At 58.2% G+C, this 21,734-nt stretch carries 21 protein-coding genes and 1 pseudogene; 19 read left to right on the plus strand and 3 right to left on the minus strand.

Going from position 1 to position 21,734, the window contains the following annotated elements; all coding sequences use genetic code 11:
• The first annotated feature begins 175 nt into the window (after nt 1–175).
• Nucleotides 176–661: a phosphohistidine phosphatase SixA gene (gene sixA / locus WFM46_RS05090; protein ID WP_103180541.1), complete on the plus strand. Its 486-nt coding sequence runs from the start codon at nt 176–178 to the stop codon at nt 659–661.
• Between the two features lie 45 nt (nt 662–706).
• Here sixA and smrB read toward each other — a convergent pair whose 3' ends face one another.
• Nucleotides 707–1,258 (minus strand): endonuclease SmrB, encoded by a 552-nt coding sequence (gene smrB / locus WFM46_RS05095; RefSeq protein ID WP_103825178.1) that lies wholly within the window; start codon nt 1,256–1,258, stop codon nt 707–709.
• A 157-nt stretch (nt 1,259–1,415) separates the two neighbouring features.
• On the opposite strand from smrB, the gene prmB reads away from it, so the two are divergent.
• The 6 genes from prmB (at nt 1,416) to WFM46_RS05125 (ending at nt 5,982) form a co-directional block, all read left to right on the plus strand.
• On the plus strand, nt 1,416–2,348 hold the full coding sequence (gene prmB, locus WFM46_RS05100; RefSeq protein WP_336997189.1) for a 50S ribosomal protein L3 N(5)-glutamine methyltransferase: 933 nt from the start codon (nt 1,416–1,418) through the stop codon (nt 2,346–2,348).
• 76 nt (nt 2,349–2,424) lie between these two features.
• Nucleotides 2,425–3,510, plus strand: coding sequence for a chorismate synthase (gene aroC / locus WFM46_RS05105; RefSeq protein ID WP_336997190.1), 1,086 nt, complete (start codon nt 2,425–2,427; stop codon nt 3,508–3,510).
• Nucleotides 3,511–3,512: 2 nt separating this feature from the next.
• The gene (mepA, locus tag WFM46_RS05110) at nt 3,513–4,337 is read left to right on the plus strand and encodes a penicillin-insensitive murein endopeptidase (RefSeq protein WP_336997191.1); all 825 of its coding nucleotides are present in this window, start codon (nt 3,513–3,515) and stop codon (nt 4,335–4,337) included.
• Nucleotides 4,337–5,146 carry a sulfite exporter TauE/SafE family protein gene (locus WFM46_RS05115; RefSeq protein WP_103180532.1) on the plus strand — a complete coding sequence of 270 codons (810 nt, stop codon included), beginning with the start codon at nt 4,337–4,339 and terminating at the stop codon, nt 5,144–5,146. The genes mepA and WFM46_RS05115 overlap by 1 nt, the downstream gene beginning before the upstream one ends.
• Nucleotides 5,146–5,694: an elongation factor P hydroxylase gene (locus WFM46_RS05120; RefSeq protein ID WP_103180530.1), complete on the plus strand. Its 549-nt coding sequence runs from the start codon at nt 5,146–5,148 to the stop codon at nt 5,692–5,694. The genes WFM46_RS05115 and WFM46_RS05120 overlap by 1 nt, the downstream gene beginning before the upstream one ends.
• Nucleotides 5,695–5,703: 9 nt before the next feature.
• Nucleotides 5,704–5,982 (plus strand): YfcL family protein, encoded by a 279-nt coding sequence (locus tag WFM46_RS05125; RefSeq protein ID WP_103180529.1) that lies wholly within the window; start codon nt 5,704–5,706, stop codon nt 5,980–5,982.
• A gap of 35 nt (nt 5,983–6,017) precedes the next feature.
• Here WFM46_RS05125 and mnmC read toward each other — a convergent pair whose 3' ends face one another.
• Complete coding sequence (gene mnmC, locus WFM46_RS05130) at nt 6,018–8,021, minus strand: bifunctional tRNA (5-methylaminomethyl-2-thiouridine)(34)-methyltransferase MnmD/FAD-dependent 5-carboxymethylaminomethyl-2-thiouridine(34) oxidoreductase MnmC (RefSeq protein ID WP_336997192.1); 2,004 nt, start codon at nt 8,019–8,021, stop codon at nt 6,018–6,020.
• 157 nt (nt 8,022–8,178) lie between these two features.
• Here mnmC and fabB point away from each other — a divergent pair, with 157 nt between their 5' ends.
• Both fabB and WFM46_RS05140 read left to right on the plus strand, forming a co-directional pair.
• Nucleotides 8,179–9,396: a beta-ketoacyl-ACP synthase I gene (fabB, locus tag WFM46_RS05135; protein ID WP_103180525.1), complete on the plus strand. Its 1,218-nt coding sequence runs from the start codon at nt 8,179–8,181 to the stop codon at nt 9,394–9,396.
• A 68-nt stretch (nt 9,397–9,464) separates the two neighbouring features.
• Nucleotides 9,465–10,643: an MFS transporter gene (locus WFM46_RS05140; RefSeq protein ID WP_336997193.1), complete on the plus strand. Its 1,179-nt coding sequence runs from the start codon at nt 9,465–9,467 to the stop codon at nt 10,641–10,643.
• Between the two features lie 90 nt (nt 10,644–10,733).
• On the opposite strand, the gene flk is transcribed toward WFM46_RS05140, so the two are convergent.
• Nucleotides 10,734–11,738: a flagella biosynthesis regulator Flk gene (flk, locus tag WFM46_RS05145; protein ID WP_103180522.1), complete on the minus strand. Its 1,005-nt coding sequence runs from the start codon at nt 11,736–11,738 to the stop codon at nt 10,734–10,736.
• A 114-nt stretch (nt 11,739–11,852) separates the two neighbouring features.
• Here flk and pdxB point away from each other — a divergent pair, with 114 nt between their 5' ends.
• The 10 genes and pseudogenes from pdxB (at nt 11,853) to WFM46_RS05195 (ending at nt 21,545) form a co-directional block, all read left to right on the plus strand.
• Nucleotides 11,853–12,989: a 4-phosphoerythronate dehydrogenase PdxB gene (gene pdxB / locus WFM46_RS05150; RefSeq protein WP_336997194.1), complete on the plus strand. Its 1,137-nt coding sequence runs from the start codon at nt 11,853–11,855 to the stop codon at nt 12,987–12,989.
• A 67-nt stretch (nt 12,990–13,056) separates the two neighbouring features.
• Complete coding sequence (locus WFM46_RS05155; RefSeq protein ID WP_336997195.1) at nt 13,057–14,070, plus strand: aspartate-semialdehyde dehydrogenase; 1,014 nt, start codon at nt 13,057–13,059, stop codon at nt 14,068–14,070.
• Nucleotides 14,070–14,882, plus strand: a pseudogene (gene truA, locus WFM46_RS05160) (tRNA pseudouridine(38-40) synthase TruA). Before WFM46_RS05155 ends, truA begins: the two are co-directional and overlap by 1 nt.
• Nucleotides 14,883–14,910: 28 nt before the next feature.
• On the plus strand, nt 14,911–15,570 hold the full coding sequence (locus WFM46_RS05165) for a DedA family protein (protein ID WP_103180515.1): 660 nt from the start codon (nt 14,911–14,913) through the stop codon (nt 15,568–15,570).
• A gap of 142 nt (nt 15,571–15,712) precedes the next feature.
• Nucleotides 15,713–16,618, plus strand: a complete 906-nt coding sequence (gene accD / locus WFM46_RS05170; protein WP_103825166.1) for an acetyl-CoA carboxylase, carboxyltransferase subunit beta — start codon at nt 15,713–15,715, stop codon at nt 16,616–16,618.
• A 68-nt stretch (nt 16,619–16,686) separates the two neighbouring features.
• Entirely contained in the window at nt 16,687–17,955 is a 1,269-nt protein-coding gene (gene folC, locus WFM46_RS05175; RefSeq protein WP_336997196.1) for a bifunctional tetrahydrofolate synthase/dihydrofolate synthase, read from the plus strand.
• Nucleotides 17,945–18,649 (plus strand): cell division protein DedD, encoded by a 705-nt coding sequence (gene dedD / locus WFM46_RS05180; protein WP_103181115.1) that lies wholly within the window; start codon nt 17,945–17,947, stop codon nt 18,647–18,649. The genes folC and dedD overlap by 11 nt, the downstream gene beginning before the upstream one ends.
• Nucleotides 18,650–18,846: 197 nt before the next feature.
• Nucleotides 18,847–19,335, plus strand: a complete 489-nt coding sequence (gene cvpA / locus WFM46_RS05185; protein ID WP_039030950.1) for a colicin V production protein — start codon at nt 18,847–18,849, stop codon at nt 19,333–19,335.
• Between the two features lie 33 nt (nt 19,336–19,368).
• Nucleotides 19,369–20,886: an amidophosphoribosyltransferase gene (gene purF / locus WFM46_RS05190; RefSeq protein WP_103180507.1), complete on the plus strand. Its 1,518-nt coding sequence runs from the start codon at nt 19,369–19,371 to the stop codon at nt 20,884–20,886.
• A gap of 89 nt (nt 20,887–20,975) precedes the next feature.
• Nucleotides 20,976–21,545, plus strand: a complete 570-nt coding sequence (locus WFM46_RS05195; RefSeq protein WP_103825163.1) for a UbiX family flavin prenyltransferase — start codon at nt 20,976–20,978, stop codon at nt 21,543–21,545.
• Nucleotides 21,546–21,734 lie beyond the last annotated feature (189 nt).

The raw sequence follows: 21,734 nt of genomic DNA on the forward strand, positions 1-21,734 counted from the left end.
TGGTCCTGTCTAATTTGTAAACAGACATTGACTATACTTACGCCGTTGAGGTAAAAAACAGCGTTTCATTCAACGGATGGATCAGGCACAATGCCCGGCCATCGGGTTTTTACCTCGTTATGTGTTCACGCGGGGCAATAACACCGGTGATCCTGGTCAACAAAAGCGGTGCAATATGCAAGTTTTTATCATGCGTCACGGTGACGCGGCACTTGATGCTGCCAGTGACTCTGTACGTCCTCTGACGCCTTGCGGCTGTGACGAGTCCCGTCAAATGGCTACCTGGTTGAAAGGGCAAAAAGTGGATATTGAACGTGTCCTCGTCAGCCCGTTCTTACGCGCTGAACAGACGCTGGATGTGGTAGGGGAGTGTATGAACCTGCCAGCCAATGTCGATGTTCTGCCAGAGCTTACCCCGTGCGGCGACGTGGGTCTTGTCAGTGCCTATCTTCAGGCGCTGTGCAATGAAGGTGTCGCCTCTGCGCTGGTAATTTCCCATCTGCCGTTAGTCGGCTATCTGGTGGCTGAACTCTGCCCGGGCGAAACGCCGCCAATGTTCAGCACCTCTGCCATTGCCAACGTTACCCTCTCTGAAACGGGTGCTGGCGTCTTCAACTGGCAGATGAGCCCCTGCAATCTGAAGATGGCGAAAGCTATCTGATGTAAAACGGACCCAGGCGGGTAGCATCAGCCACCCGCCTGCCTCTCAGGGCAGCTCAGGCGGTTGCCACTCTTCCACTTCAATTAACACCAGCAAGGCGGCATCACCGCCATACTCTTTCGGTGCCTGATGAAATGCCATCACGTGTGGATGCTGAGCCAGCCACAGTGGGGTTTGCTGCTTGAGAATATGTTTGCCGTGGCCGTGCATCACGCAGGCGCAAAAAACATGTTCGCGACGGCAGGCGGCAATCAGCGCGCCCAGCTCCTGTTTAGCCTGCATCTGGGTTAGCCCGTGCAGATCGAGGAACAGCTCCGGCGAATAATCTCCCCGACGCAGTTTTTTCAGCTCGAAATGGCTGACGTCCGCGCGCACATATTTCACCGCACCTTCCGTATTTAGCAGCGGCTGAAACTCGTCGGAAAAGTAGTGGCTGGCGTCGGCCTGCTCCTGAATCAGCCGTTTTACCGGAACTTCACTCACTTTTTTGCGCTGCGGGCGGTGGACAATGGTGTCCTGCTTGATTTGACGCGTGCCGGTCATTAACTGACGAAACAGCGTTTGATCCTCCTCGCTGAGCGATATTTTCTTTTTCATGGGGTCGTCTCATCTCTTATTTCCGACAGTGTACCTGACTCACTGCGCGGCAAAACGCATTTTTTCAATGCCAGCGGCGGCTGACAATGCTGATTTATCGCCGTCTTCATGGCACACTAGCCGCCGAAAATTTAGCGAGCATGCCCTGGAGAACATAGTGGATAAAATTTTTGTCGATGAAGCGGTGAATGAGCTGCAAACCATTCAGGACATGTTGCGTTGGGCGGTCAGCCGTTTCAGCGCGGCCAATATCTGGTACGGCCATGGTACCGATAACCCATGGGACGAGGCGGTACAGCTGGTTCTGCCATCCCTCTATCTGCCGCTGGATATTCCGGAAGATATGCGCGCAGCCCGCCTGACCTCCAGCGAAAAACACCGCATCGTTGAGCGCGTGATCCGTCGCGTTAACGAGCGCATTCCGGTGGCCTACCTCACCAACAAAGCCTGGTTCTGCGGCCATGAGTTTTTTGTCGATGAACGCGTGCTGGTGCCGCGCTCGCCGATTGGTGAGCTGATCAACAACCAGTTCGCCGGCCTGATTGACCATCAGCCTGAGCATATCCTGGATATGTGTACCGGCAGCGGCTGCATCGCCATTGCCTGCGCGTACGCCTTCCCGGAAGCGGAAGTGGATGCTGTCGATATCTCTCCTGATGCGCTGGCGGTAGCGGAACACAATATTGAAGAGCACGGTCTGATCCATCATGTCACGCCGATCCGTTCCGATCTGTTCCGTGACCTGCCAAAAGTGCAGTACGTCCTGATTGTGACCAATCCGCCGTACGTTGACGCGGAAGATATGTCAGACCTGCCAAACGAATACCGTCACGAGCCAGAGCTGGGCCTGGCTTCCGGCTCCGACGGCCTGAAGCTGACCCGCCGCATTCTGGCCTGTGCGCCGGATTATCTCACCGACAACGGCATTCTGATTTGTGAAGTCGGTAACAGCATGGTACATCTGATGGAGCAATATCCGGATGTGCCGTTCACCTGGCTCGAGTTCGACAACGGTGGGGACGGCGTCTTCATGCTGACCAAAGCGCAGCTTCTCGCCGCGCGCGAACACTTCAGCATCTACAAAGATTAATCCAACGGGCTTCGGCCCGTTTCACATTGCGCAAACACAGAAAGCTCAAACACAGAACAACGAAAACGGAGCCGTGATGGCAGGAAACAGTATTGGACAATTATTCCGTGTGACGACGTTTGGTGAGTCCCACGGGCTGGCGCTGGGCTGTATCGTTGATGGCGTACCGCCAGGCATCGAACTGACTGAAGCCGATTTACAGCACGATCTCGACCGACGCCGTCCAGGCACGTCACGCTACACTACCCAGCGCCGCGAGCCGGATCAGGTCAAAATTCTGTCAGGCGTCTTTGAAGGACGCACCACCGGCACCAGCATCGGCCTGTTGATTGAGAATACCGATCAGCGTTCCCAGGACTACGGCGCCATTAAGGATGTGTTCCGTCCGGGTCACGCCGATTACACCTACGAGCAGAAATATGGTTTTCGCGACTATCGCGGCGGCGGACGCTCCTCCGCCCGTGAAACCGCCATGCGCGTCGCGGCAGGGGCCATTGCCAAAAAATACCTCGCACAGAAGTTTGGTATCACCATTCGCGGCTGCCTGACCCAGATGGGCGACATCCCGCTGGCGATCGCCGACTGGGAGCAGGTTGAGCAGAACCCGTTCTTCTGCGCCGACGCCTCGAAGCTGGAAGCGCTCGATGAACTGATGCGCGCCCTGAAGAAAGAGGGCGACTCCATTGGCGCCAAAGTCACCGTGGTGGCTGACGGCGTACCGCCGGGCTGGGGCGAGCCGGTCTTTGACCGCCTTGATGCTGATATCGCCCATGCGATGATGAGCATCAATGCGGTAAAAGGGGTGGAGATTGGCGACGGTTTTGACGTGGTTCAGCTTCGTGGCAGCCAGAACCGGGACGAGATCACAGCCCAGGGCTTCCAGAGCAATCACGTGGGCGGCATTTTAGGCGGCATCAGCAGCGGGCAGCAGATTATCGCCAACATTGCGCTGAAACCAACCTCCAGCATTACCGTGCCGGGCCACACCATTAACCGCTCTGGTGAAGAAGTTGAGATGATCACCAAAGGACGTCACGATCCCTGCGTCGGGATCCGCGCAGTGCCGATCGCCGAAGCGATGCTGGCGATCGTGCTGATGGATCACTTCCTGCGCCAGCGCGCGCAGAATGCGGATGTGACGACCACCATTCCACGCTGGTAACCATGAAAAAAACCGCAATTGCTCTGCTGGCGCTGCTTGCCAGTGGAGCCGCTCTGGCGGCAACGCCATGGCAAAAAATCACCCATCCGGTCGCGGGCAGCGCCCAGTCGATTGGTGCGTTCTCTAATGGCTGTATCGTTGGTGCGCAGGAACTTCCTCTGCAGTCGGATACGTATCAGGTGATGCGTACCGACCAGCGCCGCTACTTCGGCCACCCGGACCTGGTGCTGTTTATTCAGCGTCTGGGTAACCAGGTGCATAACCTGGGGCTCGGCACGATGCTGATCGGCGATATGGGGATGCCGGCAGGCGGACGCTTTAACGGCGGCCACGCCAGCCACCAGACAGGGCTGGATGTCGATATCTTCCTCCAGCTGCCGAAAACGCGCTGGACGTCAGCACAGCTGCTGAAGCCGCAGGCCCTCGATCTGGTCTCCAGCGATGGCAAGCGGGTGGTGCCGTCGCGCTGGTCGCCAGAGGTCTCCAGCATGATCAAGCTGGCGGCGGAAGATAACGACGTCACGCGTATCTTCGTTAACCCGGCCATCAAGCAGCAGCTATGCGAAGATGCCGGAACCGACCGCGACTGGCTGCGCAAAGTGCGGCCGTGGTTCCAGCACCGCGCGCACATGCACGTGCGCCTGCGATGCCCGGCGAACAGCCTCGAGTGTGCAGATCAACCGTTACCGCCGCCAGGCGATGGCTGCGGCGCGGAATTACAAAGCTGGTTTGAGCCAGCGAAACCTGGACCCACCAAGCCTGAGAAGAAGACACCGCCTCCGTTGCCGCCTTCCTGCCAGGCGCTACTGGATGAGCATGCCCTGTGATGGACCAATTTGCTGAGTTGTTTATGGTGTCGCCGCTGATGCTGGTGGCGCTGTTTTTTATCGCCATGCTGGCCGGGTTTATTGATGCCCTGGCCGGTGGCGGCGGGTTACTGACGGTTCCGGCGCTGCTGGCGGCGGGCATGAGCCCGGCCCAGGCGCTGGCGACCAACAAATTGCAGGCGTGTGGCGGATCGTTATCCGCCTCGCTCTATTTTATCCGCCGCAAGGTGGTGAGCCTCGCCGATCAGAAGCTCAACATCCTGATGACCTTTATCGGCTCTACCAGCGGGGCGCTGCTGGTTCAGCACGTGCAGTCTGATATTTTGCGCCAGATTTTGCCGATTCTCGTCATCTGCATTGGTCTCTATTTTTTACTGATGCCGAAACTGGGTGAAGAGGACAGGCAGCGCCGCCTGCACGGTCTGCCGTTTGCGCTGATCGCGGGCGGTTGCGTCGGCTTTTACGACGGCTTCTTCGGGCCCGGGGCCGGGTCGTTTTACGCCCTGGCGTTTGTCACGCTGGCCGGTTTTAACCTCGCCAAATCCACCGCCCATGCGAAAGTGCTGAATGCCACCTCTAACGTCGGTGGCCTGCTGCTCTTTATCATCGGCGGGAAGGTGATTTGGGCGACCGGCTTTGTGATGATGGCCGGACAATTTCTGGGCGCGCGGGCAGGTTCGCGCCTGGTGTTAAGCAAAGGGCAACAGCTCATCCGTCCGATGATTGTCATTGTCTCGGCCGTCATGAGTGCCAAACTTCTTTATGACAGCCACGGACAGGAGATCCTCCACTGGTTGGGGATGAACTAATGAACAGTACGCATAAATATGAACAGCTGATTGAGATCTTCGACGGCTGTTTTGCTGATGATTTTAATACCCGTCTGATTAAAGGCGACGACGAACCGATCTATCTTCCTGCTGATGCAGAGCTACCGTACAACCGGATCGTCTTTGCCCACGGCTTTTACGCCAGCGGTCTGCATGAAATATCCCACTGGTGCATTGCCGGTAAAGCGCGCCGCGAGCTGGTGGACTTTGGCTACTGGTACTGCCCGGACGGGCGTGACGCCGCGACCCAGGGGCAATTTGAAGATGTGGAAGTGAAACCCCAGGCGCTGGAATGGCTCTTCTGCGTGGCGGCAGGATTTCCGTTCAACGTCAGCTGCGACAATCTCGAAGGCGACTTCGAGCCAGACCGTATTGTCTTCCAGCGCCGCGTGCACGCGCAGGTGATGGAGTACCTTGAAAAAGGCATCCCGGAACGTCCGGCGCGCTTGATCAAGGCTTTACAGAATTATTACCACACGCCGGACATCACGGCGGAACACTTCCCGTGGCCGGAAGATCTTAACTGAGGAAAGAAGATGATCGCAGAATTTGAATCACGCATTCTGGCGTTAATTGATGACATGGTGGAGCACGCCAGTGACGATGAACTGTTTGCCAGCGGTTATCTGCGTGGTCACCTGACGCTGGCCGTCGCCGAACTGGAAGCCGGTGACGACCACTCTGCGGACGCGGTGCATGCTGAAGTTTCCCGCAGCCTGGAAAAAGCGATTCTGGCCGGCGAACTCTCTCCGCGCGACCAGTCATTAGTGCTGGGGATGTGGGAAACCTTGTTTCAGAAAGCCAGCCTGAACTAATCGGTAATCGCCCGGTGGCGCTACGCTTACCGGGCCTACGCTTTCACCCTTTTCCCCTTCAACAACTTTCTCACCCATAACCGGTTCGGATTGAGCGCGGCCAGCGTGTGGCTGTCCAGCGGGATCGGCTCGTTACTCATTTGGGCGGCAAGAACCTCCGCCGTCAGCGGCGCCGTACAGAGCCCGCGGGAGCCCAGCCCGCCCAGCATAAACAGATTCCGGAACGCCGGGGCGCTGACCGCCTGGGATGTGTTGCTGGCGAGATCCTGATAAGCCGTCAGCGTGGCTTCATAGTCCGGTACTGCACCTGTCATCGGCAGATGATCGCGGGTGGCGCAGCGAATGCCGTTGCGCGCCTCGCCTGCGCTGACATCCACCTCACGCGCCCATGCCGCCTGCGGCAAACAGTCGAGCAGACGCTGGCGATTATGCTGCTGGTCCTCATCGCTGTACTGCGGCTCGGTCTGGCCGCGATGATAGCTTGCGCCGATGCAATGCTGGCCGTTGGCCGGATTTTGCGGGGTCAGATACCCGTCGTAGCAGAGTACCTGACGTAGCTGGCTCAGCTGCGGTGCCGCCGGGATATGGCTCACCTGACCGCCCACCGGGTAGACCGGCAGTGGTGCGGTCTGGCTGAACTGGCTGATGCCGTGTCCGTTCGCCAGCACCACGCTGCCATGCTGCGCCTGCTCACCGTCGGCAAACTGCAACATCCACCTGGCGTCGGTCTGGGCCAGCGACGTTACCTTGCGGCCATAGTGCACCTGCAGGCCGAGCGTCTGCGCCAGCGCGATCGCCGCCGCGGTAAGCTGCGCCGGGCACAGCCAGCCGCCGAGCGGATACTGGATCCCGCCGCAGCCGGTGGGCACCGCGGTGCTCTCCGCCACCTGTTGGGCGTTCACCGCCACTGCGATCTGCTCAGGCAGGCCCAGAGCCAGCATCTGGTCGATTTTTTTCTGGCTTTTTTCATCCCAGCCCAGCTGGGTGACGCCGCACCAGGCATGATCAAAGGCCACCGGCAGGCTGTCGTACAGGCGGCGGGCAAAGGTGAACGCCGCCGGGAAAAACTGGCTCAGTGCAGCATCCTGGGCGCTGAGCAGGGGATAGAGCGCCCCCTGACGATTGCCGGAGGCGCCCGCTGCCGGGGCATCGTCGGCGCAGTAGAGCGTCACCTGCCAGCCACGGCGCAGCAGCGCCAGCGACAGCAGCGCGCTGGCAATCCCGCCGCCCACTACGGCGGTTTCGCGCCCGTCGCTGGCCGGACGGGCAAACCACGGGGTGCGGGCAGGGGAGGGGCAATCCTGCTCCATCACCCCGACGAGCATTTCGCGCTTGCGCCCAAAGCCTTTGGTTTTTTTCATGGTGAAGCCCGCTTCCTGCAGGCCGCGACGGACAAACCCGGCGCAGGTAAAGGTGGCGAGCGTGCCACCGGGCCGCGCCAGACGCGCCATGGCGGCAAACAGCCCAGGGCTCCACATATCCGGGTTTTTGGCCGGGGCAAAACCGTCGAGGAACCAGGCGTCAACCTGCTGGTTCAGGGAGTCATCCAGCTTATCGGTGAGTTCGTTAATATCCCCCAGCCAGATATCGAGCGTGACGCGCCCGCCGTCCAGCAGCAGGCGATGGCAGCCTGCGATAGGCAGCGGCCACTGGGCCTGAAGCTGTTCTGCCCAGGGGGCTAACTCCGGCCAGTGCTGGTGGGCCAGACGGAGATCGTCGGCGGCCAGCGGGTACTTCTCAAAACTGATGAAATGTAACCTTTGCAGGGTAGCGTCAGGGTGTGCCGCACGAAAGCGATCGAACGCTTGCCAGAGGGTAAGAAAATTCAGCCCGGTGCCAAAGCCGCTTTCGGCCACCACAAAGAGATCGCGGGGATGCAGCGGAAAACGGGAATTCAGCTGATTTCCCTCGAGGAAAACATAACGCGTCTCCTCCAGTCCGTTATCATTAGAGAAGTAGACATCGTCAAAATCTCGGGAAACAGGTGTACCCTCAGCGTTGAATTCGAGGTTGGCGGGTTGTATAGCGTTTTGTTTCACGTAAGTTACTCGTCTGACAGGCTGTGCCGCGATCTTAACGATGTGCGTCTGATGGTGCAAATTTCCACAGAAATTGGCTGATCGGACTTGTTCGGCGTACAAGTGTACGCTATTGTGCGACTCGAAACTTAAATAGTGCGACTTACAGAGGTATTGAATGAAACGTGCAGTGATTACTGGCTTGGGCATCGTTTCCAGCATCGGTAATAACCAGCAGGAAGTCCTGGCATCTCTGCGTGAAGGACGCTCCGGGATCACCTTCTCTGAAGAGTTTAAAGATTCCGGTATGCGTAGCCACGTATGGGGTAATGTAAAACTGGACACCACGGGCATGATCGATCGCAAAGTGGTCCGTTTCATGAACGATGCCTCCATCTACGCCTATCTCTCTATGCAGGAAGCGATTGCTGACGCTGGCCTGAGCGAAGAGGTTTATCAGAACAACCCGCGTGTGGGTCTGATTGCTGGCTCCGGCGGCTCCTCTAAAGCGCAGGTGTTTGGTGCCGACGCGATGCGCAGCCCGCGCGGCCTGAAAGCGGTCGGTCCATATGTGGTGACCAAAGCGATGGGTTCAGCGGTTTCCGCTTGCCTGGCGACCCCGTTCAAAATCCACGGCGTAAACTACTCCATCAGCTCCGCTTGCGCGACCTCTGCACACTGTATCGGTAACGCGGTTGAGCAGATCCAGCTGGGTAAACAGGACATCGTATTTGCTGGCGGCGGCGAAGAGCTGGGCTGGGAAATGGCCTGTGAGTTCGATGCGATGGGCGCCCTGTCCACCAAATACAACGAATGCCCGGAAAAAGCCTCCCGTACCTATGATGCAAGCCGTGACGGCTTTGTTATTGCAGGCGGCGGCGGTATGGTCGTGGTTGAAGAGCTGGAACACGCGCTGGCCCGCGGTGCGCACATCTATGCTGAGATTGTGGGCTACGGCGCAACCTCCGATGGCGCAGACATGGTGGCTCCATCAGGCGAAGGCGCAGTGCGCTGCATGAAGATGGCGATGCACGGCGTTGATACCCCAATCGACTACCTGAACTCCCACGGTACCTCTACGCCGGTAGGCGACGTGAAAGAGCTGGGTGCTATCCGTGAAGTGTTCGGCGACAACAGCCCGGCTATCTCCGCCACCAAAGCCATGACTGGTCACTCCCTGGGTGCGGCTGGCGTGCAGGAAGCGATCTACTCCCTGCTGATGCTGGAAAACGGCTTTATCGCGCCGAGCATCAACATTGAAGAGATGGACGAGCAGGCCGCAGGTCTGAACATCGTGACTGAAACCACCGAGCGTGAACTGACTACCGTCATGTCCAACAGCTTCGGTTTCGGCGGCACCAACGCCACGCTGGTGATGCGTAAGCTGAAAGCATAAGCGTTTGAATGTATAGTAGAAGGGAGCCTGATGGCTCCCTTTTTTTATGCCTGAACATGGAGTTATGCATGACGGCCGTTACCACAGATAAACACGCCGCTTCCGGCAACGTCTCGCTGTTCCGTATCGCCTTTGCGGTATTCCTCACCTATATGACCGTCGGCCTGCCGTTGCCGGTGATCCCGCTGTTTGTGCACCAGGAGCTGGGCTATGGCAACACCATGGTCGGCATCGCCGTAGGTATTCAGTTTTTAGCCACGGTGCTAACCCGCGGCTATGCCGGACGGCTGGCGGATCAGCACGGCGCAAAACGCTCGGCGTTGCAGGGCATGTTCGCCTGCGGGCTGGCGGGTGGTGCATGGCTACTGGCCGCGCTGCTGCCGGTGGAGGCGGCCTGGAAATTCGCGCTGCTGGTGGCAGGGCGATTAATTCTCGGTTTTGGTGAAAGCCAGCTCCTGACCGGCACACTCACCTGGGGGATGGGGCTGGTCGGGCCCGCGCGTTCCGGCAAAGTGATGTCGTGGAACGGGATGGCTATCTATGGTGCGCTGGCTGCAGGCGCGCCGCTGGGTCTTTTGATCAACAGTCAGTTTGGCTTTGCGGCGCTGGCCGCCACCACCATGGCGCTGCCGCTGCTGGCATGGGCGTTTAACGGCACGGTGCGTAAAGTTCCGGCTCATAAAGGCGAACGTCCCTCCCTATGGAGCGTGGTGGGGCAGATCTGGCAGCCAGGTCTGGGCCTTGCGCTGCAGGGCGTTGGCTTCGCGGTGATTGGCACCTTCGTTTCGCTCTACTTTATGAGCCGCGGCTGGGCGATGGCCGGGTTTACGCTCACCGCTTTTGGCGGCGCGTTTGTCCTGATGCGGGTGCTGTTCGGCTGGATGCCGGATCGCTTCGGTGGCGTAAAGGTAGCGGTGGCGTCGCTGGTGATTGAAACCGTGGGTCTGGTGTTGCTCTGGCAGGCGCCGAGCGCGCCGGTAGCACTTCTGGGGGCAGCCCTGACCGGCTGCGGCTGTTCGCTGATCTTCCCGGCGCTGGGTGTTGAAGTGGTTAAACGCGTTGCCCCGCAGGTGCGGGGCACGGCGCTGGGGGGCTACGCCGCCTTTCAGGATATCTCATACGGGATAACCGGGCCGCTGGCGGGGCTGTTAGCCACCTCGTTTGGCTATCCGTCGGTCTTCCTGGCAGGGGCCGTTTCAGCGGTGGTTGGGATTGTGGTGACGCTGGTGGCGTTTCGCCGGGGTTAGCTGTTTGTTGCCGGGTGGCGGCTGCGCCTTACCCGGCCTACAGTTCGTGCTTTTGTAGGCCCGGTAAGCGGAGCGCCACCGGGCAAAACATCAGGCGACCAGCCAGAAAATCGCCAGCGCAATGATTAAGGCGATTAACATCAGTCCGGGACGGGCAGACAGCGTTCTGAAGGTTTCCACTACCGGGGCAAAGAGCGGACTGTAGATCGGCTGGATATTGCGCACTTCCGTCACGCCAGCTTCACGCTCGGTGCGGCGGACGAAGATCTCGTTGAGCAGATCCTGTACCTGGGCGGTGGTCAGCACCGTCTGCGGCGTCGCCTGCCAGTTCTGCCGGGCATAGTCCTGAATGCTGTCCCACTCCTGGGCCTCCAGCGGCTGTTTCAGCGCGGCCTGCAGGGTGTGCAGGGTTGGCGCGCTTTGCGTGCTCAGCGTCTGGCGTGCCTGTAGCCAGGTGGCAAGGTGGGTAAACTGCCTGGCCGGGATTAACTCTCCCGCTTTCACCCCCGACAGTTCCAGCATCGACTGCCAGATGAGCTTGGTCGGCTCGCCCGTGGCGGCGGCAAGTTTGGTCACCATCTGCTTCAGCGTATTGTGTTCGGCAGGCAGCAGCGGGCGCTCCGTGGCCGGGCGCTGCTGTGGCTGCGGAATATTGAGCTGATTATTTTGCAGCAGCGTCAGCACCGTTTTGAGCTGATCGGGCGTCAGCTGGTTCAGGGCGGTCTGGCCATACTGCTGGCGAATAAAATCGCTGGCCGCCTGGCGGTTATTGCCCTGAGTCAGCAGCTCCGTCAACTGGGAGACCATCTGCCGGGTGGTATGGTTTTGCTGAGCGGTGTTCAGGCGCTGGTTGAGGTTTTGCTCCGCAGCAGGGAAGTGGCGCGACAGCATGGGCGCATCACTCTTTAATCCCAGATCGTGTTTCACTCCGGCCCACACCTCCGCATTCTGCTGCGACGTCAGAGCGATTAACCGGGTGATCAGACGTTCCAGTACAGTGCGTTGCTGTGTGGAGAGGGGCTGTTCGCCCGCGACGTGGGATGGACGCGGGCCATCACCCGGAGGTTGTGGCGGCGTACCTGAAATGGGCTGCATCGGCAAAAAATCCTTAAAGTCGTTACTCATCGTTAACCAGGTTTACGTATATGCCTGGCGGCCAGATTATGGCACACTTGACAGGTTTTCTTCCTCTCAAACAGGTACTCAGACGTGAAAATCCTCGTTGATGAAAATATGCCTTACGCCCGCGAGCTGTTCAGCCGCCTGGGTGAGGTTAAGGCCGTTCCTGGGCGTCCCATTCCGCTCGCCGAGCTGACTGATGCCGATGCCCTGATGGTGCGCTCGGTAACCAAAGTGAATGAGGCGCTGCTGTCTGGCAAAGGGATCAAATTTGTCGGCACGGCAACCGCAGGAACCGATCATGTGGATGACGCGTGGCTGAAGCAGGCCGGGATTGGCTTTTCCGCCGCACCGGGCTGTAACGCTATTGCCGTCGTGGAGTATGTTTTCTCCTCTCTGCTGATGCTGGCCGAGCGTGACGGGTTTACGCTCACCAGCCGGACCGTAGGCATTGTCGGTGTCGGTAACGTCGGCAGCCGCCTGCAAAAGCGCCTTGAGGCGTTAGGTATCCGCACGATGCTGTGCGATCCGCCCCGCGCTGACCGTGGCGATGAAGGGGATTTCCGCAGCCTGGATGAGCTGGTGGCCGAGTGTGACGTGCTCACCTTCCATACGCCGCTATTTAAAGACGGGCCGTATAAAACGCGCCATCTGGCAGACGACGCTCTGATTAGCCGCCTGAAGCCGGGCACCATCCTGATTAATGCCTGCCGTGGCCCGGTGGTGGACAACGCGGCCCTGCTGCAGCGCCTGGAAACTGGTCAGGATCTGAGCGTGGTGCTGGACGTGTGGGAGCCGGAGCCGGATCTCAACGTGGCCCTGCTGGACAAAGTGGATATCGGTACCGCGCATATCGCGGGTTACACCCTCGAAGGTAAAGCCCGCGGCACCACCCAGGTGTTTGAGGCGTACAGCGCGTTTATCGGCAAATCCCAGCAGGTGGCGCTGGATACCCTGCTGCCAACCCCGGATTTTGGCCGCATCACCCTGCACGGCCCGCTGGATCAGGGAACGCTGAAAAGGCTGGTGCATTTAGTGTATGATGTGCGCCGCGATGACGCGCTGCTGCGAAAAGTAGCGGGTATACCGGGTGAGTTTGACAAGCTGCGTAAGCATTACGTTGAGCGCCGCGAATGGTCCTCTCTGTATGTGATGTGTGATGATCCTGCTGCGGCGTCGCTGCTGCATAAGCTGGGTTTCAACGCCGTTCATCACCCGGTTCGTTAATGTCTTCTTAATGCTCCCTGGCGGATACCCCGCCAGGGACGCTTTTTTATTTCTGGAGTAAACCACCATGTCTGAAGGCTGGAACATTGCCATACTGGGCGCAACGGGCGCCGTGGGCGAAGCCCTGCTCGAAACCCTTGCTGAGCGTCAGTTCCCGGTGGGCGACATCTATGCCCTGGCGCGTAATGAGAGCGCGGGCGAGCACCTGCGTTTTGCGGGTAAATCCGTCATGGTTCAGGATGCGGCTGAGTTCGACTGGACCCAGGCGCAGCTGGCCTTTTTCGCGGCCGGGGTCGACGCTTCCGCAGCATATATTGAAGAGGCCACCAACGCAGGCTGTCTGGTCATTGATTTAAGCGGCCTGTTTGCCCTTGAACCGGACGTGCCGCTGGTGGTGCCGGAGGTGAACCCCTTCGTGCTGGCCGACTATCGCAACCGTAACATCATCGCCGTCCCGGACAGCCTGACCAGCCAGCTGCTTAGCGCCCTGAAACCGCTCATCGACGAAGGTGGCTTGTCCCGTATCGCCGTAACCAGCCTGATGTCAGTCTCTGCCCGCGGTAAAAAAGCGGTGGATGCCCTGGCAGGGCAGAGCGCGAAGCTGCTGAATGGTATTCCGGTGGACGAAGAGGATTTCTTTGGCCGCCAGCTTGCCTTCAACATGCTGCCGCTGCTGCCGGATCGTGAAGGCAGCGTGTGCGAAGAGCGCCGTATCATCGATGAAGTGCGTAAGATCCTGCAGGACGACGGACTGATGATCTCCGCCAACTGTGTGCAGTCGCCGGTGTTCTACGGCCATGCCCAGATGGTGAGCTTTGAAGCCATGCGTCCGCTGGCTGCGGAAGAGGCGCGCGATGCCTTTGGCCGCGGCGAAGATATTGAGCTGTCTGAAGAGCGCGAGTTCCCGACCCAGGTGGGCGACGCAACGGGCAACGCGCGTCTCTCCATTGGCTGTGTACGTAACGATTACGGTATGCCGGAGCAGATCCAGTTCTGGTCGGTCGCCGATAACGTGCGTTTCGGCGGCGCGCTGATGGCGGTGAAAATCGCTGAAAAACTGGTGCAGGAGTATCTCTACTGATGTCTGAAGTGGAGCAAAAGCCCGTTCATAAGATTGCCCTCGGCATTGAGTACGATGGCAGTAAATATTATGGCTGGCAGCGTCAGAATGAGGTGCGCAGCGTCCAGGAAAAGCTGGAAAAAGCGCTCTCTCAGGTGGCGAATGAGCCCATCAATGTCCTGTGCGCGGGGCGTACCGACGCCGGTGTCCATGGTACGGGTCAGGTGGTGCATTTTGAAACCACCGCAGTGCGTAAAGACGCGGCCTGGACGCTGGGGGTAAATGCGAATTTGCCTGGTGACATCGCGGTACGTTGGGTCAAAAATGTGCCGGATGATTTTCATGCGCGGTTCAGCGCCACCGCGCGCCGCTACCGCTATATCATCTATAACCAGCGTCTTAGTGCGGCGGTGTGAGGCCGGGGCGTCACGCATTTTTACGAGCCGCTGGATGCCGATCGCATGCACCGCGCGGCGCAGGCATTGATTGGCGAAAACGACTTCACCTCGTTCCGTGCTGTGCAGTGCCAGTCTCGCACGCCGTGGCGCAACGTGATGCACATTAACGTCAGTCGGCATGGCGCGTATGTGGTGGTGGATATCAAAGCGAATGCCTTTGTTCATCATATGGTCAGGAATATTACAGGCAGCCTGATGGAAGTAGGCGCCGGACACCAGCCGGAGAGCTGGATTGCAGAGTTGCTGGCGGCGAAGGACAGAACGCTGGCGGCAGCAACGGCGAAAGCGGAAGGGCTCTATCTGGTCTCGGTCGATTACCCGGATCGGTTTGACCTTCCAAAACCGCCAATGGGCCCGCTGTTCTTAGCGGACTGATAGCCGTGGCAATAAAGGTTTAGACAATATGGATTTAATTCGCTTTCTGATCGATTTCATTCTGCATATCGATGTTCACCTGGCAGAGCTGGTCGCTGATTATGGCGTCTGGGTGTATGCCATTCTGTTCCTGATCCTGTTTTGCGAAACCGGGCTGGTGGTGACGCCCTTCTTACCGGGCGATTCACTGCTGTTCGTGGCGGGCGCGCTGGCGTCGCTGGAGACCAACGATCTTAACGTTCACCTGATGGTGGTGTTAATGCTGATTGCCGCCATCCTTGGCGATGCGGTGAACTACACTATAGGGCGGCTGTTCGGCGAGCGGTTATTTAGTAACCCGGACTCGAAGATTTTCCGTCGCAGCTATCTCGATAAAACCCATGCGTTTTATGAGAAACACGGCGGTAAGACCATCATTCTCGCGCGCTTTGTGCCCATCGTCAGAACCTTTGCCCCGTTTGTTGCGGGTATGGGTCATATGTCGTACCGTCAGTTCGCGCTCTATAACGTCACCGGTGCGCTGCTGTGGGTGCTGAGCTTTACCTACGCGGGCTATTTCTTCGGGACCATTCCTATGATCCAGGAAAACCTTAAGTTGCTGATCGTAGGGATTATTGTGGTTTCCATTCTGCCGGGCGTTATCGAAGTGATTCGTCACCGTCGCGCGGCGGCAAAACAAGTAAAATAAAGGCACGATTGCGGTTCGACCACTTTTTTATCCAAAGTTTCGGGCTGTTATGTTTTAATGTGCAACATTCATGGTCTGCCGGGGGCAAAAATGGCATTATGCGCCCCTTGCAGCAAACCTGGTTCAGGCAGAAAGGTTATCAATGAGCTGGATTGAACGAATTAAAAGCAATATCACCCCAACCCGCAAAGCGAGTATTCCTGAAGGGGTGTGGACTAAATGTGACAGCTGTGGCCAGGTCCTGTACCGCGCCGAACTGGAGCGTAATCTCGAAGTTTGTCCGAAGTGCGATCACCACATGCGTATGTCGGCGCGTAACCGCCTGCATAGCCTGCTGGATGAAGGTTCTCTGGTTGAACTGGGTAGCGAGCTTGAGCCGAAAGATGTGCTGAAGTTCCGTGACTCCAAGAAATACAAAGACCGTCTGGCCTCTGCGCAAAAAGAGACCGGCGAGAAAGATGCCCTGGTGGTGATGAAAGGCACCCTGCACGAGATGCCGGTTGTCGCGGCGGCGTTTGAGTTCTCCTTTATGGGCGGCTCAATGGGCTCCGTGGTAGGCGCGCGCTTCGTGCGTGCCGTTGAGCAGGCGCTGGAAGACAACTGTCCGCTGATCTGCTTCTCCGCCTCCGGTGGTGCCCGTATGCAGGAAGCGCTGATGTCGCTGATGCAGATGGCAAAAACCTCCGCAGCGCTGGCGAAAATGCAGGAGCGCGGTCTGCCGTACATCTCCGTGCTGACCGACCCAACCATGGGCGGCGTATCGGCAAGTTTTGCGATGCTGGGCGATCTGAACATCGCTGAACCGAAAGCGCTGATCGGCTTTGCCGGCCCGCGCGTTATTGAACAAACGGTACGTGAAAAGCTGCCGCCGGGCTTCCAGCGCAGTGAGTTCCTTATCGAGAAAGGCGCTATCGACATGATCGTTCGCCGTCCGGAAATGCGCCTGAAACTGGCCAGCATTCTGGCGAAGCTGATGAATCTGCCGTCGCCGAGCCCGGATGAGCCGCGCGAAGGCGTGGTGGTACCGGATCAGGAACCCGAGGCCTGATAACTGAAAAGGGCAGGGCCAGTGGCGCTGCCCTTTTGCTTTCTAACCGTAACTGAAAAGCGCGCAACATGGATAATATTACTCTTCCCCAAGCCACGTCGCCTCTGGCCGCGTGGCTTTCTTATCTGGAAAACCTGCACAGTAAAGCCATCGACATGGGACTTGAGCGCGTCAGCCAGGTCGCGGCGCGCCTTGATGTTCTGAAACCGGCTCCCTTTGTCTTCACCGTGGCGGGTACCAACGGCAAAGGCACCACCTGCCGCACCCTGGAAGCGATGCTGATGGCGGCAGGCTACAAAGTAGGGGTCTACAGCTCACCTCATCTGGTGCGCTATACCGAGCGCGTGCGGGTACAGAATGCGGAGCTGGCTGAATCCGCGCACACCGCCTCGTTTGCGGAGATCGAAGCCGCGCGCGGCGATATTTCGCTGACCTATTTTGAATATGGCACCCTGTCGGCGCTGTGGCTCTTTAAGCAGGCGCAGCTGGACGTGGTGATCCTTGAGGTCGGGTTAGGCGGGCGTCTGGATGCCACTAATATTGTCGACCCGGATGTGGCGGTAATCACCAGCATCGCGCTGGATCATACTGACTGGCTGGGGCCCGATCGCGAGAGCATTGGCCGTGAAAAAGCCGGTATTTTCCGCCCGGGCAAACCGGCTATCGTCGGCGAACCCGATATGCCGCACACTATTGCTGATGTGGCGCAGGAGAAAGGGGCGCTGTTGCAGCGCCGTGACGTCGACTGGCGCTACAGCGTGACGGAAAGCGGCTGGCGCTTTGAAGACGCGGCGGGCGCGCTGGATAACCTGCCGCTGCCCCAGGTACCGCAGCCGAATGCCGCGACGGCGCTGGCCGCACTGCGCGCCAGTGGTCTGGCGGTAGAGGAGCAGGCGATGCGCGACGGCATTCAGCATGCGATTCTGCCGGGGCGTTTCCAGATAGTCAGCGAATCACCGCGTCTGATTCTGGATGTGGCGCATAACCCCCATGCCGCGGCGTATCTCGCAGGACGTCTCAAATCATTGCCAAAAACCGGGCGCGTGCTGGCGGTTATCGGTATGCTTCATGATAAAGATATTGGCGGCACGCTGGCCTGCATGGAGAGTGTGGTCGATAGCTGGTATTGTGCCCCTCTGGAAGGCCCGCGCGGGGCGACTGCCGAACAGCTGATGGCGCATATTGGTGCTGGGCAGCGCTTTGATAGCGTGGCGCAGGCCTGGCGGGCGGCGATGGCCGATGCCAGACCAGAAGATACCGTGCTGGTGTGTGGTTCGTTCCACACGGTGGCACATGTCATGGACGTAATGGATGCGGGGAGAACCGGTGGCAAGTAAGTTTCAGAACCGTTTAGCAGGCACCATTGTGCTGGTGGCGCTGGGGGTGATTATTCTCCCCGGGCTGCTTGATGGACAGAAAAAACATTATCAGGATGAGTTTGCGGCGATCCCGCTGGTGCCGAAACCGGGCGATCGGGATGAGCCGGACATGCTCCCGGCAACACAGGCTCTGCCTGCACAGCCACCAGAAGGGGCGGCTGAAGAGGTGCGCGCGGGCGATGCCGCGGCGCCATCGTTAGATCCGGCGCGTCTGGCAGCCGGAAACAACAACGAGCTGGATCCCGTTCCGGCGCCGGTTGAGCAGTACGCGCCGAAACCGGTGCAAAAACCGAAACCGGTTGAGAAGCCGCAGCCGAAACCGCAGCGCGATAACACCAGCCAGCAGCTGGCGGCGGCGACAGAAACCCCACCGGCCAAACCGGCGGCAGAAGAGAAACCGGCCCCGACCGGTAAAGCCTACGTTGTGCAGCTCGGCGCCCTGAAAAACGCCGATAAGGTCAACGAGGTGGTGGCTAAACTCCGTGGTGCGGGGTATCGCGTTTACACTTCACCTACCACACCGGTACAGGGTAAAATCACCCGTATTCTCGTAGGGCCGGATGCGTCGAGAGACAAGCTGAAGGGATCGCTTGGAGAGCTGAATAAACTCTCTGGTTTGAGCGGCGTGGTGATGAACTACAGCGTGAACTGAGGGTTTCTCTCATTTACGGGATAAGGCAAAAACAGGCGCAGCAGATTGCCTGAGAAGGTAACCCGCCTGGGGCGCTGAATATTTTTTCAGCGCTTTTTTTATTTACGCGCGGGAAGGAAATCCCTACGCAAACGTTTTCTTTTTCTGTTAGAATTCGCCCCGAACTGGATGACAGGGCGTTTGATCGTGGGACACATATGGTCTGGATTGATTACGCCATCATTGCGGTGATAGGTTTTTCCTGTCTGGTTAGCCTGATCCGTGGCTTTGTTCGTGAAGCGTTATCGCTGGTAACCTGGGGCTGTGCCTTCTTTGTTGCCAGTCATTACTACACTTACCTGTCTGTCTGGTTCACGGGCTTTGAAGATGAACTGGTTCGAAATGGGATTGCCATCGCGGTGCTGTTTATCGCGACGCTGATTGTCGGCGCCATTGTTAACTACGTGATTGGCCAGCTGGTCGAGAAAACCGGGTTGTCAGGAACGGACAGGGTGCTGGGGATCTGTTTCGGGGCGTTGCGAGGCGCGCTGATTGTTGCCGCGATACTGTTCTTCCTTGATACCTTTACCGGGTTCTCAAAAAGTGAAGACTGGCAGAAATCGCAGCTTATCCCGCAGTTCAGCTTCATCATCAGATGGTTCTTTGACTATCTGCAAAGCTCGTCGAGTTTTTTGCCCAGGGCATAAACCCTGAGATGTGGCTTAACGAGGAAATGACGAATGTGCGGTATTGTCGGTATCGCCGGTTTCATGCCGGTAAACCAGTCTATTTATGACGCATTATCGGTGCTTCAGCACCGTGGGCAGGATGCTGCGGGTATCATCACCATTGATGCACACAACTGCTTCCGTTTACGTAAGGCCAACGGCCTGGTAAACGATGTGTTCGAAGCCCGCCATATGCAGCGTCTTCAAGGCAACATGGGTATTGGTCACGTTCGTTACCCGACTGCTGGCAGTTCCAGCGCCTCTGAAGCTCAGCCGTTCTACGTTAACTCGCCGTATGGCATCACGCTTGCCCACAACGGCAACCTGACCAATGCTCACGAGCTGCGTAAGAAGCTGTTTGAAGAGAAGCGTCGTCACATTAACACCACTTCTGACTCTGAAATCCTGCTCAACGTCTTTGCCAGCGAGCTGGATAACTTCCGCCACTATCCGCTGGAAGCTGACAACATTTTTGCCGCGGTAGCCGCCACTAACCGCCTGATCCGTGGCGCTTATGCCTGCGTCGCGATGATTATCGGCCACGGTATGGTCGCCTTCCGCGATCCTAACGGCATCCGCCCCCTGGTGCTGGGCAAGCGCGATATTGGCGATGGCCGCACCGAGTATATGGTAGCCTCCGAAAGCGTGGCCCTGGATACCCTGGGCTTTGAGTTCCTGCGTGACGTCGCCCCTGGCGAAGCGGTCTATATCACCGAGAAAGGCCAGCTGTTTACCCGTCAGTGCGCAGAGAATCCGGTCAGCAATCCGTGCCTGTTCGAATATGTCTACTTCGCCCGTCCGGACTCCTTCATCGACAAGATCTCCGTCTACAGCGCCCGTGTGAATATGGGAACCAAGCTCGGCGAGAAGATTGCCCGCGAGTGGGAAGACCTGGATATCGACGTGGTGATCCCTATCCCGGAAACCTCCTGCGATATCGCCCTGGAGATGGCGCGTATTCTGGGTAAACCTTACCGCCAGGGATTCGTGAAGAACCGCTACGTTGGCCGCACCTTTATCATGCCGGGCCAGCAGCTGCGCCGTAAATCGGTGCGCCGCAAGCTGAATGCCAACCGCGCCGAGTTCCGCGATAAGAACGTGCTGCTGGTGGATGACTCCATCGTGCGCGGCACCACCTCTGAGCAGATTATCGAGATGGCCCGTGAAGCGGGTGCGAAGAAGGTCTATCTGGCCTCTGCGGCACCGGAAATTCGCTTCCCGAACGTGTATGGCATCGATATGCCTACCGCCAACGAGCTGATTGCCCACGGTCGTGAAGTGGATGAGATCCGCCAGATCATCGGCGCCGACGGACTGATTTTCCAGGATCTGAACGATCTGATCGACGCGGTGCGCGCCGAGAACCCGGATATTCAGCAGTTCGAGTGCTCGGTGTTTAACGGTATCTACGTCACCAAAGATGTGGATCAGGGCTACCTGGACTACCTCGATTCACTTCGCAACGACGACGCGAAAGCCGTCCAGCTGGCGAACGATCTCGAAAGTTTAGAGATGCATAACGAAGGTTAAGCACTATCGCAGGCGAGGGCATCTGCCCTCGCTTGCAACTCCCGCCAAAATCCTGCACAGTCAGCCCTGTAACAGCAAGGGCGAACATCATGAAACGATTAATTGTAGGGATCTCAGGGGCCAGCGGCGCGATTTACGGTGTCCGTTTGTTGCAGGTATTGCGCGACGTCGCCGAGGTTGAAACGCATCTGGTGATGAGCCAGGCTGCGCGTCAGACCCTCTCTCTCGAAACCGATTACTCCCTGCGTGACGTTCAGGCGCTGGCCGATGTGGTGCATGACGCGCGCGATATCGCCGCCAGCATCTCCTCCGGGTCGTTTAAAACGGCGGGCATGGTGATCCTGCCCTGTTCCATCAAAACTCTCTCTGGCATCGTCAACAGTTATACCGATACGCTGGTGACCCGTGCGGCCGATGTGATATTAAAAGAGCGTCGCCCGCTGGTATTGTGCGTGCGCGAAACCCCGCTGCATCTGGGCCATCTGCGCCTGATGACCCAGGCCGCTGAACTGGGGGCGGTGATCATGCCGCCGGTGCCGGCGTTTTATCACCGTCCGCAAAGCCTGGATGATGTGATTAATCAGACCGTAAACCGGGTGCTCGATCAGTTCGACATTGACCTGCCGGACGATCTCTTTACCCGCTGGCAGGGCGCCTGACGGTAAGGCTGTTCTGCCAGAGTGCATTTCACCGCAACGTGCCCTGTTTCAGGGCAATTCTGCAACAGCGATCATATCCTCAACATTTAATTCCTTTTTTCCTTTCCAGGCACTGCGGTTCGTTTGGCAGACCTGCTATCTTTCACCATTAAGGCAATCCTGCAACCTTTCATTAACATATTTAACGCC

This window comes from Leclercia sp. M50 (assembly GCF_037150775.1).
In the GTDB taxonomy this organism is placed as follows: domain Bacteria; phylum Pseudomonadota; class Gammaproteobacteria; order Enterobacterales; family Enterobacteriaceae; genus Enterobacter.